At 68.5% G+C, this 11,465-nt stretch carries 10 protein-coding genes; 7 read left to right on the forward strand and 3 right to left on the reverse strand.

Annotation, left to right across the window (positions count from 1 at the left end):
- The first annotated feature begins 37 nt into the window (after positions 1-37).
- Positions 38-934: a MarR family winged helix-turn-helix transcriptional regulator gene (locus H8S61_RS12920; protein WP_186939270.1), complete on the forward strand. Its 897-nt coding sequence runs from the start codon at positions 38-40 to the stop codon at positions 932-934.
- Positions 935-985: 51 nt separating this feature from the next.
- Here the strand turns inward: H8S61_RS12920 and H8S61_RS12925 are convergent, their stop codons facing one another.
- The 3 genes from H8S61_RS12925 to H8S61_RS12935 form a co-directional block, all read right to left on the reverse strand.
- Positions 986-2,818, reverse strand: a complete 1,833-nt coding sequence (locus tag H8S61_RS12925) for an FAD-binding protein (protein ID WP_186939271.1) — start codon at positions 2,816-2,818, stop codon at positions 986-988.
- A gap of 158 nt (positions 2,819-2,976) precedes the next feature.
- Positions 2,977-3,621 carry a TetR/AcrR family transcriptional regulator gene (locus H8S61_RS12930; RefSeq protein WP_015760312.1) on the reverse strand — a complete coding sequence of 215 codons (645 nt, stop codon included), beginning with the start codon at positions 3,619-3,621 and terminating at the stop codon, positions 2,977-2,979.
- A gap of 110 nt (positions 3,622-3,731) precedes the next feature.
- Positions 3,732-5,582, reverse strand: a complete 1,851-nt coding sequence (locus H8S61_RS12935) for an amidohydrolase family protein (RefSeq protein ID WP_186939272.1) — start codon at positions 5,580-5,582, stop codon at positions 3,732-3,734.
- A gap of 277 nt (positions 5,583-5,859) precedes the next feature.
- Between H8S61_RS12935 and H8S61_RS12940 the strand changes: the two genes are divergently transcribed.
- The 6 genes from H8S61_RS12940 to H8S61_RS12965 all read left to right on the forward strand — a co-directional run bounded on the left by H8S61_RS12940 (position 5,860) and on the right by H8S61_RS12965 (position 11,385).
- Positions 5,860-6,801: a helix-turn-helix transcriptional regulator gene (locus tag H8S61_RS12940; RefSeq protein ID WP_186939273.1), complete on the forward strand. Its 942-nt coding sequence runs from the start codon at positions 5,860-5,862 to the stop codon at positions 6,799-6,801.
- Between the two features lie 140 nt (positions 6,802-6,941).
- The gene (gene ruvC, locus H8S61_RS12945) at positions 6,942-7,520 is read left to right on the forward strand and encodes a crossover junction endodeoxyribonuclease RuvC (RefSeq protein ID WP_015760315.1); all 579 of its coding nucleotides are present in this window, start codon (positions 6,942-6,944) and stop codon (positions 7,518-7,520) included.
- Complete coding sequence (gene ruvA / locus H8S61_RS12950; protein WP_015760316.1) at positions 7,517-8,110, forward strand: Holliday junction branch migration protein RuvA; 594 nt, start codon at positions 7,517-7,519, stop codon at positions 8,108-8,110. Before ruvC ends, ruvA begins: the two co-directional genes overlap by 4 nt.
- A 47-nt stretch (positions 8,111-8,157) precedes the next feature.
- The gene (ruvB, locus tag H8S61_RS12955; RefSeq protein ID WP_041691623.1) at positions 8,158-9,246 is read left to right on the forward strand and encodes a Holliday junction branch migration DNA helicase RuvB; all 1,089 of its coding nucleotides are present in this window, start codon (positions 8,158-8,160) and stop codon (positions 9,244-9,246) included.
- 43 nt (positions 9,247-9,289) lie between these two features.
- The gene (locus H8S61_RS12960) at positions 9,290-9,790 is read left to right on the forward strand and encodes a hypothetical protein (RefSeq protein WP_015760318.1); all 501 of its coding nucleotides are present in this window, start codon (positions 9,290-9,292) and stop codon (positions 9,788-9,790) included.
- A 98-nt stretch (positions 9,791-9,888) separates the two neighbouring features.
- On the forward strand, positions 9,889-11,385 hold the full coding sequence (locus H8S61_RS12965) for a helix-turn-helix transcriptional regulator (RefSeq protein WP_366458477.1): 1,497 nt from the start codon (positions 9,889-9,891) through the stop codon (positions 11,383-11,385).
- Positions 11,386-11,465 lie beyond the last annotated feature (80 nt).

Consider the following 11,465-nt stretch of genomic DNA (forward strand, 5'->3'; position numbering starts at 1 on the left):
GCGATATGCAATATCTTCTCATGCGCAAGGAGCATCTTTGAGCGTCACGCCGATATTCTCCCATCAATTCCTGCAAGTGCTCGCGGCCACCAACGGGACCATCCAAAAGGTCGTCTCCCAGGCTGGCGGCGTGGCGGTGACCGACTACTGCATCTTGCAGGAGCTGATCGTCGCAGCGCGCCCCATGGGCCTGTCCGAGTTCAAATCGTTCCTGCTGCTGCGCAGGAACACGGTTTCGGCTGCGGTCAGCAGGTTGGAGGAGCGGGGTCTGGTGTCGAAATGCGCCGACGAGCGCGATTCCCGCAAGGCGACGATCCGCCTGACGGTCGACGGGCGGAATCTGGCCGACGGCGTTTCGCACGCCATCCGCGATGCCCTGCTCGATGCGTTTTGGAAGGTCTCGGCCGATGAGCGCGTCAATTGGGGCATGATGGTCGACTCGCGCGTGTTCGTCGAAAACGGCTTGGGCATACAGGAAGGCGCGCCGTCCCTCGATGACGAGAGCCTGGTCATCCCCGCATGGATCATGGCGTTGCACTATATCGACCAGCTGTGGACCACCACGCTCGCGTCGAGCGTGCACCTGTCGCTCAGCGAGTTCCGCACGCTCGACCTGCTCGCCGAAGAGGGCGCGCCGCTCAGGCAGGGCGACATCGCCAGCAGGCTGCGCATCGAGACGAGCGCCCTTTCGCGCATCGTCCGATCGCTGCGCATGCGCGAGCTGGTGCAGGCGCAGCGATCGGACGACGATAAGCGGTCGTTCATCGTCGAGATCACCCCGGAGGGGGAAGCTGTTTCAACGCGGGGCCGCGATCTGCTCGTGCAGGCGACGGATCGCTACTACGTCTCCCTGACCGAGCAGGAGAGGGATCGGCTGCGCGATTGGCACCGGAGGATGTACGCGAACTTCGAAGCGGTCGGGCTCGACGCCTGACCGCTTCGCCGTTGCGTTCGGGCCGGGGGCGGGTGCTTCCGGCTCTTTCGCTTATCCCTCGTGCTCGATCAGCTTCTTGGCGGCGATGTAGCCGGTGATCAGCGAGCTGCCGACGCCGCCGAAGTACGTGCCGCCGTTGCCGGCGAGGCAGCCGTAGTTGCCCTCGCCGTCCATGCCGCCCATGGTGGAGAAGCCCGCGTACAGGCCGGGGATCGTCCTGCCGTCCTCGTCGGCAACCTGCAACAGATCGTTCACGCGCAGGCCGCACAGCGTCTTGCCGATCTGGCCGCCCACGATGGCCGCGTAGTAGGGCGGCGTGTCGATGGGGCTCAGCCAGCTCGGGTCGTAGGGGAAGGCCAGCTCGTCGTCGAAGCCCTGCGCGCACAGGGCGTTGTAGTCCTCGACGGCCCGCTTGACCACGGCGGGATCGAGCAGCAGCATCTCGGCCAGCTCCTCGATGGTGTCGGCCTTCTTGACGGCGCCGCGCTCGACGGCCGCCTCCACCTCGCCGATCCAGTCGGCGGACACGAGCCCCTTGTTCTCGGGCAGCCGGTCGGGGTCGGCGAGCGGGATGCGGCACTTGTCCTTGACGCTGTCGGGGGTGACGCTCTTCTTGAATATCTCCTCGGGGAACTTCGCGTCGCAGATGTTGTACGCGTGGTGCCCTACGGCCGACATCCAGGCGCTCGTGGTGGACAGGTCGCCCATGCCGCCTATCAGGCAGGTGTTGTACGTGTCGATCTGCACGTTCTGGGCGTGGTAGGGCTGGCGATGGCCGTACTTGTCGATGACGAGCCACGGGTTGTGGAACAGCTGGCGCTCGCCGTGCCAGAAGTAGTGCCAGAACTGGCCGTCCCCGCCGGCGATGCTCTCGTCGATGCCGCCTTCCCAGCAGCACCACGAGTCGAAGCCGGAGAAGTCGGCGCCTACGCCCAGCCCCATGCGGAACACCTCTCCGGTGTGGAAGGGCATCGGGCCGCCCTGCACGGCGCCCTCGTACGCGCTGGGGATGTACGCCCTGATGAGATCCTTGTTCATGCCGATGCCGCCCGCGGTGAGGATCAACCCCTTCCTCGCCTTGAGATAGTGCTCGGCGCCGTCTTCGTCGGTGGCGACGATGCCGGTCACGCGCTGCCCGTCGAACACGAACCGGGCCGCCGCCGTCTGCACACGGATGTCGGCCCCGCCCGCCTTCGCGCGCTTCTCGAGCGCGTTCATGAGGTTGTCCTGAGCCAGCACGTTGTAGAACGCGCCCCCGCCGCCCTCGCGGCTGGCGTCGTTCCATGCGGCGCCGGTGCACACGAGGTTGCAGCCCTCCGTCGACGTGATCCACTCGTCGGCCTCCACGTGGTTGTCGATGAGCGTGCGCAGCAGCTTCTCGTCGATGGAGTAGTTCGCGCTCGATTCCGCGTCGCGGATGGCCGCATCGTCGTCGCCGCGGTACACGCCTGGGAACCCGAGCGCGTTCTGGGCCTCGGTGCCGCCGAGGATGTCGACGTAGCCGGCCGCGTGGCGGCTCGCGCCTCCCACGGTGGCCTCCTTGTCGATGGCGATGACCTCGAGCCCCTGTTCGGCCAGATAGCCCGCTGCGGCCAGCCCTCCGCCGCCCAGGCCCACGACGATCACGTCGGCTTCGTCGTCGTAGCGCTCGGGCGCCTCGGCGGGGAGGATGGGCGCCGCGTCCGGCAGGTCGGCGCCGATGATGCCGCGATCGAGCAGGCGCTGCGTGACCGCGGGAACGTCGCCCGTCGCGGCCGCCTCCTGCGCGTCGCCGCCGGACGGCGCGCATCCGGCGAGCGCCGCCCCGGTCGCCGCTGCGGCCCCGACGATGCCGACGCCTTTGAGGAAGCTCCTCCGCGAGAACGTGCGATCGGTTGTTTCCATGATGCCCCTCCGTTTCCCTGGGTTGGAATCCCCTCGGATTCTCGTTCCATGATCGGGCGGAGCGCGCGCATCCTCAAGAAACGAACGGGGCGCTCGTTTCCAACGTGGGACGGCGATGGGGCGCCCGTCCCAGCAGGGGACGCGCGCGGCGGGGCGTTTCAGGCCTGCGTCTCCTCGGGCGCGTGCCTCAGCATCGACACGACGAACCTGCTGAGGTCGAAATCGCCGTCATCGGCGTGGTCGACGGGGTCGTCCAGCAGCTTGCGCAGCCGCGGAGGGTAGCAGCTGGCAAACAGCTCGGCCAGCTCGGCGGGCGATTTGTCGATGGTGCCGCGAATCCAGTCCTCGGAAACGTCGAGGCCCGCCGCGGTCACCCATTCGATCTGGAACGCCAGCGCCTCGTCGACGCTCGTGCCGTGGCGCGTCTCCAGCGTCTCGCGGATGAGGGCGACCACGTGGCGGCGCTCCTCCTCGTCGCACACCAGCATCTCGGACGTTTTCTTCGCGGCGTTGAACAGATCCTTGAACAGCGCGAATATCTCAAGCGTGATGGCGATGCCCTCCTGGCAAGTCAGCGAGCGCCCCATCTTGCCGACGCCCTCCTCGAGCGGGAACCGCAGGCACCAGGGGGCGATGTCGTACTTGCTGTGGAACGCGCGGTAGAAGCCGGAGCGCGACACGCCGGCCGTCTCGCAGATCTCGTCGACGGCGATCTCGTCCAAGCTCGTCTTCTTGCAGAGCTCGTTGGCGGTCGTCGCGATGAAGAACCGCTTCGCTATGATGGAGAACGTATCGTTGGGCATCGTCGCCTCCCCTTCGGCCGGGCGTCTGCCCGTAGTGTACCAGCTCGGGGCGTCGGATGCCCGGGGCGGGCCGGCGCGCGCGACGCGGCTCCGCCCCGGGGGAGGGTCTGCTAGCCTTCGAAGACGATGTTGCCGTTCGAGACGGTGCACACCACCTTCGTCTCGGATATCTGCTTGGGGTCGATGTCGAGGATGTTCTGGTCGAGCACGACGAAGTCGGCCTTCTTGCCCACTTCCACGGTGCCCACGACGTCCTCCATGAAGTTCTCGTACGCCACGTTCTTCGTGTACATCTCGAGCATCTGGTATGCGGTCAGCCCCTGCTCGGGCCAGCGGTAGAAGTCCTCGTCCTCCTCGCCGGGGAAGGGGCTGTTGCGCGTGATGCCCACCTCGATCTCGAGCAGCGGGTCGTAGGCGGTCACGGCGCCGTCGCTGCCGCCGCTGAGGATGCAGCCGGCCTCGAGCATGTCCTTGGCCGGGTACATGGCGAAGGCGCGCTCCTTCCCGACGAACGCGGTTTCAAGCTGGCACAGCGGATCGTTGTACATCCAGAGGAACTGCAGGTCGCTGACCACTTCGAGATCGGCGCAGCGCTTGATGTCCTCGGGCGTGATGGCGCACACGTGCACCATCGTGTGGCGCGCGTCGTGCTTGCCGTTGGCCGCCTCGGCGCGCTCGTAGGCGTCGAGCGAGGTGCGCACGGCGCCGTCGCCGATGGCGTGGATGTGCGCCTGGTAGCCGTGTTTGTCGAGGTCGGCCACCACCTGGTCGAGCTCTTCGACCGACCAGTCGCTCGTGGCGGTCCAGCCCTCGCCCTTGCCGGCGGCCGGCAGGTACGGCTCCAGCATGACGGCCGTCGCGCCCTCGGTCACGCCGTCGTAGACGATCTTCACCGTGCCGGTCTGGAACATCTCGGAGTCGTAGGCGGCCACGGCGTCGAGCTTCTCCTTGATACCGTCGTAGCCCATGCCCGGCTGCCCCCACACGAGGAAGCGCTGGCGCAGGTGCAGGTCGCCCCGCGCGTCCATGTCGTGAAGCGCCTCGGCGTGGATGAGCTCGACGCCCGACAGGTTGATGTTCGTGAGGCCCGTGATGCCCAGCGAATGGCAGTACTCCTGGAACGCCTCGTAGGCTTTCGCCATGTTCTCGGTGGAGTAGGGCACCTCGATCTTCGCCGCCACGAGGTTCTTCGCCGCGTCGGTCAGCAGGCCGCTCGGCTCGCCTGCGGCGTTGCGCACGATGGAACCGCCGTCAGGGTCGGGCGTGTCGGCTGTGATGCCGGCGATCTCGAGCGCCTTGCTGTTCACCCAGTAGGAGTGGTGCGACACGTCGCGGATCATGACGGGCTTGTCGGCGCAGATGGCGTCGAGATCCTCCTTCTGCGGGCCCGGGTTCGAGCCGTCGGGCTGCAGGTAGGCGTTCTGCATGAAGGGGCCGCCGTAGTACACCTCGTCGTCGGGGTGCGCCTCGACGAACTTCCGGATGATGCGGAGGTACTCGTCGTTGTCGACCGTACCGTCGGGGATGGAGATCTGGAACATCTGCTCGTAGTACGGCTGGGGCCCGTGCAGGTGGCCGTCCATGAAGCCGGGGCAGAGGAACCGGCCCTCGAGGTCGACCACCTTCGTGGAGTCGCCTACGTACGCCTCGACGCCGGCGGTGTCGCCCACGTACACGATGGATCCTTCGCGCACGGCCACCGCCTCGGCCGCATCGCCTTCGCGCACGAGCGTCTGCACGTGCCCGTTCTTGAACACGAGGTCGGCCGCATCCCCGGCCGCCTGCGCCGCCGCGCCGTCCTGCGCCGGCGCGCTGCAGCCCAGCGGGCCGCCCAGCAGCGCCCCGGCTGCCAGCACGGTCGCGCCCGCCACGAACGTGCGGCGCGTGAGGGGCGCTCCTGCGACCCGGGCGCCTTCGCGCCCTCGTCCGCGCCCCGTCTCCTGGTTCTCGCTGTGATTCATCGCGATCCCTTCCTTCCCTGGTTTCCCGGTTCGATGGTTCCCTGGTGCGGCGCGCCGGCTCCCTCGCGCGGCGTCGCCTCGCCCGACCTTACGGCCCCGCGGCGCGGCGCGCAATCAACGCCAAGATCGATACGGGGCGAAACCGGGGTGGATATTTCTCTATCCCCGTGCGTAGGCGCAGGTGAGCGCCGCGTCTTACCGATGCCGCTGAGGGGAGCGCACACCGGCGGCCCAACGGCGCATGGTATAATCGGCGGCGGAGGGGAAAGGCGGTGTAGTGGTCTACCTACTGTTTTTCTACGATATGGCGATGACGATGGCGAACACGGCTCTCTGCGTCGCGTTCGCCGTTCTGTTCGTGCGGCGCAAGAACGCCCTTCATCTGTGGCTCGCCGTCCTGTTCGGCTTGAGCACGGCCGACATCATGCTCATGTATCTGTTCGACTTCGTGCCCGAGTTCCAGTCGGTGTTCAGCGCCGCTCCCGGGGCGTCTCCGTTCGTCTACGGGTACCTCCATCTCGGCATCCTGCTGACGTTCCGGTTCATCGCGGGGTTCATCTTCGACCGGCCGCCGGCGCTGCGCGAAGGGGCGCTGTGGATCCTGTGCTGCACGTACCTGGCGGTGGCGGGCTCGCTTGCGGAGGCGACGGTGGAGGAGTTCGCCGAGAACCTGTGCATCGGCGTGCTGCAGCTCTACATCATGGGCATCGGCGTGAAGGGGCTGCGCGACGGCCGCGGCGCGAACGGGGTGCTCGGCGCGCGGGCGGTCGCGGCGCTGGTCGCGTCGTTCGCGTTCTGCTCGGTGGGCTATCTCGCCTGGTCGATCGGGTCGTTCGCGGCGGGGTGGGGAAGCCCGCGCAACGTGTTCGTGGAGCTGTCGGGCGGCGTCAACCTCGTGTTCGCCTGCCTCTACCTGCAGGCGTACGTCCGCAAGCGCCGCGAGGCGTCGGCCCCGACGGCGGTGCCCTTCGTCGCGAAGCGCTACGACCTCACCAAGCGCGAGGAGGAGATGCTGGAAATGCTCGCCGACGGCATGAGCAACCAGCAGATCAGCTCGCAGGCGTTCATCTCGGTGGGCACGGTGAAGACGCACGCGCACAACATCTACGCGAAGCTCGGCATCAAGGGCCGCGCCGATCTGGCCGAGTTCCTCGAGCGCGAGCTGACCGATTCCCTCGACCATCGCGCCGACGCGCGTTCCGCGCGAACGGGCGGGTAACGGCCTCTGACGAGGCTGTGAAAAAGCGCGCCTTCCAAGGGTTGACTCCCGGGCTTTGTGCTAGGATGTCAACGAACAAACGTTTGCAACCGAAACGCGCCCGCCGCGGACGCGGCGAGCGCGACGACGAGAAGGAATCGATGGCACGCACCGAACGAACCATCCTAGGGATCGACCCCGGCCTGGCCAACACGGGCTGGGGCATCGTGGAGCAGCGCGGGCCGCGCCTCGCGTGCACGGCGTACGGCTGCGTGTCCACGGCGAAGGATCTGCCGCTGGCCCAGCGCCTGCGGAAGATACACGAGCAGATGGCCGCGGTAATCGCGCGGTTCGAGCCGGCGTGCGTGGGCATCGAGACGGTGTGGTTCGGCGTGAACGTGCAGAGCGCGTTCGCCACGGGGCAGGCGCGCGGCGCCGCGCTCGTGGCGTGCGCCGAGCGCGACCTCGAGGTGCTGGAGTTCTCGCCCAGCCAGATCAAGCTGGCGGTGGTGGGCACGGGCTCGGCCGAGAAGGACCAGGTGCAGTACATGGTGCGCCAGCTGCTTGCGCTCGAGGACATCCCGCGCCCCGACCACGCCGCCGACGCGCTGGCGGCCGCCATCTGCTATACCACCCACGAGGGCTTCGCGCGCCGCACGGGCGCGGCGTGCGCGGCCTACGACGTTCCCGATCGCGGCGTTCCCGCGTGCGATGCTTCCGCTGGAAAGGACAGGCTATGATCGCGTTTCTCAAAGGGGTGCTGGCCGCGAAGACCGCCACGACCGCCTACATCGAGGTGAACGGCATCGGCTACGCCGTGGGCATGTCCCAGGCCGGCCTGTCGAAGCTGCCCGAGGCGGGCGCCGCCGTGGAGGTGCACACGTTCCTCCAGGTGCGCGACGACGGCCTCGCGCTGTTCGGCTTCCTCACGCTGGAAGAGAAAGCGCTGTTCGAGCGGCTTATCGGCGTGGGCGGCGTGGGGCCGAAGGTGGCGCTCGCCGCGTTGTCGGCGTTCTCGCCCGCGGGCCTCGTGGCCGCCGTGCAGGCGCAGGACGTGGCCGCGGTGCAGCGCATCCCCGGCGTGGGCAAGAAGACGGCGTCGCGCATCATCCTCGAGCTGAAGGGCTCGTTCGACGAGGGCCTTGCGGGCCTGTTCGACGAGGCGGCGCCCGTGGTCGCGTCGGCGGCGAATCTCGCGGGCACGCGGGAGGCGCTGCTGTCGATGGGCTTCACGTCCGAGGAGGCCGACGTCGCGCTCAAGGGCGCTCCCGAGGGCGCGGCCGAAAGCGTGCTGCTACAATATGCGCTGAAGCGACTGGGAACGAACTAGGCGAAGCCGGGCGGCGCCGCGCGCGCCGTCGGGACGGATAGGCGGCTATGGCTGACAACGGCATTGAAATAGAAGGGCTCGTGTTCGAGGCGGACGCGGGGGCGGGGCGCGGCGACGCGCCGCCGGCCGACGCGCGCTCGCGCGCGGTGACGCCCACGCTCACCGAGGACGACCTCGCGCTCGACCGCAGCCTGCGTCCCAAGCGCCTGGGCGACTACCTGGGCCAGACGAAGATCAAGGAATCGCTCGCCATCCTCATCGAGGCGGCGCAGGCGCGCGGCGACGTGGTGGACCACATCCTGTTCTCGGGCCCCCCGGGCCTCGGCAAGACCACGCTCGCGGCCGTCGTGGCCAACGAGCTGGACGCGAACCTCAAGACGACGAGCGGCCCCGCCATCGAGCGCACGGGCGACCTCGCGGCCATCCTCACGAACCTCGAAGAGGGCGACGTGCTGTTCATCGACGAGATCCACCGCCTGAACCGCATGGTGGAGGAGGTGCTCTACCCCGCGCTTGAGGACTTCGCCCTCGACATCGTGGTGGGGAAGGGGCCGGCGGCGCGCTCCATCCGCCTCGACCTGCCGCGCTTCACGCTCGTCGGCGCCACGACGCGCACCGGCCTGCTGACGGGCCCTTTGCGCGACCGCTTCGGCATCGCGTTCCGCTTGCAGTACTACTCGCCCGAGGAGCTGGCCTCCATCGTGCGCCGCTCGGCGTCCATCCTGGACGTCGCCATCGAGGAGGATGGCGCGCTCGAGATCGCGCGCCGCAGCCGCGGCACGCCGCGCTTGGCGAACCGGCTGCTCAAGCGCGTGCGCGACTGGGCGCAAGTGCGCGGCGACGGCGTCATCGACGAGGACGTGGCCGCGCAGGCGCTCAGCTTCTTCGAGGTGGACGCGCTCGGCTTGGACGCGGTGGACAACCGCATCCTCGAGCTGCTGGCCGTGCAGTTCGGCGGCCGGCCCGTGGGCCTGACCACGCTCGCGTCGGCGCTGTCGGAGGACACCGACACGCTCGAGGACGTGTACGAGCCCTACCTCATGCAGCAGGGCCTGCTCGTGCGCACGCCGAAGGGCCGCATCTGCACCGAACGGGCCTACGACCACCTGGGAATCAAGGTTCCGTCATCCTCGTAACCTCGCGTGCCCGGGTTCGCCCGGGCCTTTGAAAGGAGCTCGCATGCTCGAACAGGATTACCTCATGCGCATCCTGCTGCAGTTCGCGGAAGCCATCCGCCGCAGCTGGTCGCGGGCGGTGGAGGATCGCGACCCGCGCGACGCCGCCAACATGCTGGAGCGCGCCGTGGGCGACGCCACCGACATCGACGGCGCCACGCTGCTGTCGCTGTCGCCGGAGTCCATCGCGAGCGTCATGCAGGTGTCGGGCGTCGACCCGCGCGTGTCCGAGTACATCGCGCGCAGCCTGCTGCTGGCCTCGGGCTACCTGAGCGAGGCCGGCGAGCACGAGCTGTCCGCCCTGCGCGCCGAGCAGGCGCGCGCCTTGGCCGACGCCTACGACCTCGACCTGCCCGACACGCCCGAGGAGTTGGCGCTGCTGCTGGACGAGGCCGACGCCGAGCTGGCGCAGGAGGCCGATTCCACCATGGACGTGCTGGGGTACGGCACCGAGCCCATCATCCCGTCGGCCGTGATAGAAACGCCCCTCGACGCCGACCGGTAGGTTCTCCGCTCGGCATCGCGCTGCTCGGTGTACGAGCGCGGCATGATGCGGTATCGTTGGACGGAAGTTTACCAGGGGAGGATGCTTCGTTGTCCATAGTGAAAGCTCAAACGCTGCTGCGGTCGCTGCGGTGGTACCACGTCGGCTTCGCCTTCGTGTGGGCCATCATGTTCGGCGGCCTGGCGGCGCCGCACGCCGGGTCGTCGGAAACGTACGACCTGTACAGCATGTGCCAGCAGGCGTGCGTCATCGTCGCGGTGCTCGCGGCGGTGCTCGTCGAGCGGCGGGCGCCCGTCTTCTCGCCGCGCTACGCGCTTCCCGCCGGCGCGATTCTGGCGTTGGGCGCCCTCGCGTTTCGCGTCGTTTTCTTCGCCGGGCAGCCCACGGTGGGCGGTGCGGCGCTCGCCGGCGTGCTGCTCGGGTTGGCGGCCGGTTTCTTCTACGTGTCGTGGCAGCAGTTCTTCGCGTCCGAAGGCGCGTCGCGCACGGCGATCTACATCCCCCTGTCGGCGGTTCTGTCGGTGGCGCTGAGCGTTGCGCTGCATGCGCTGCCCGAGATCGCGCAGGCGGTGTGCACGATCGCGGTGCTGCCCGTCGCCGCAGCCGCGTCGCTGAAGTTGAGCCTGCGCGAGATCATCGCTCCCGATCCGTCGCCGCGCATGACGAAGGCGCTTGCCGCGGCCACCGTGCGGGATCTGTGGAAGCCGGTGTTCTGCACCTGCGCCATCGGGTTCGTGTGGCAGCTCGTGGCGGGGCTGTTCATGGTGTCGGCCGACGCGTCGTCGGCGGCGGGCATCGGCGGGCTGGCGCTGGCCGCGGCCGTGGTGCTGCTCATCGAGCTGTTCTCGGAGCGCGGGTTCGAAGTGCTGCGCGTCTACCAGGTGCTGTTTCCCCTTGTTGCCGGCGTGTTCATGCTGCCGTCGCTGCTGGGCGTGCAGTTCGCCCCTCTCGTGGTGGGCATGCTGCTGTTCGGCTTCGAGATACTGAACCTGCTGCTCATCGTCACGTGCGCGGTGTATTCGAGCGAGCGCAACGCGCCGGCGGTGCAGGTGTACGCGCTGTGCGTGGGCCCCACGCTGGCGGCCATGTTCGCCGGCGATCTGCTGGGTCGGCAGCTCAACCCCATCATCGCCTACGATTTCGCCTTGGCCGTGAACGTGCTGTTCCTGTGCGTGTACGCGCTGTCGATGGTGCTGTTCCTCGTGTCGTTCCGCCGACGCGGACGCGCCTCCGGGGCCGCGAGCGCGCAGGGTGCGGCTCCCATCGACGTGGCCGTGGTGGGCGGCAGCCAGCCGCTCGCCGTCGTGGACGCGGTTTCGGCCGCCCCCGTGCCGAACGCTCCCGCCCCCGCGGCGGCAGCTGGCGAGCCCAACGATGCCGCGCGTTGGGATGCGCGCGTCGACGCGCTCGGCTTGGTCGAGCCGTTCAGCAAGCGCGAGCGCGAGGTGGTGGCGCTCGTGTTGCGCGGCAACAACGTGCCGGCCATCGCGCGCAAGCTCTACATTTCCGAGAACACCGTGCGCGACCACATGAAGAGCATCTATCGCAAGGCCGGTATCCACTCGCGCCAGGAACTCATCGACCTGTTCGAATAGCGGGTCCTGGCGACTCCCCCTAAAGTTGGGGATTTCCCCCGAACCACCTGCGGCGGGGCCGAACAACCCGAACTATGGGA

It is taken from the genome of Eggerthella hominis (assembly GCF_014287365.1).
GTDB lineage: Bacteria > Actinomycetota > Coriobacteriia > Coriobacteriales > Eggerthellaceae > Eggerthella > Eggerthella guodeyinii.

What these genes read in the sequence shown, in the direction of transcription:
- ruvA (WP_015760316.1), top strand. Translation starts at nt 7,517, where the DNA reads ATGATCGCGTTTCTCAAAGGGGTGCTGGCCGCGAAGACCGCCACGACC.
- ruvC (WP_015760315.1), top strand. Translation starts at nt 6,942, where the DNA reads ATGGCACGCACCGAACGAACCATCCTAGGGATCGACCCCGGCCTGGCC.
- H8S61_RS12925 (WP_186939271.1), bottom strand. Translation starts at nt 2,818, where the DNA reads ATGGAAACAACCGATCGCACGTTCTCGCGGAGGAGCTTCCTCAAAGGC.
- H8S61_RS12935 (WP_186939272.1), bottom strand. Translation starts at nt 5,582, where the DNA reads ATGAATCACAGCGAGAACCAGGAGACGGGGCGCGGACGAGGGCGCGAA.
- H8S61_RS12960 (WP_015760318.1), top strand. Translation starts at nt 9,290, where the DNA reads ATGCTCGAACAGGATTACCTCATGCGCATCCTGCTGCAGTTCGCGGAA.
- H8S61_RS12930 (WP_015760312.1), bottom strand. Translation starts at nt 3,621, where the DNA reads ATGCCCAACGATACGTTCTCCATCATAGCGAAGCGGTTCTTCATCGCG.
- ruvB (WP_041691623.1), top strand. Translation starts at nt 8,158, where the DNA reads ATGGCTGACAACGGCATTGAAATAGAAGGGCTCGTGTTCGAGGCGGAC.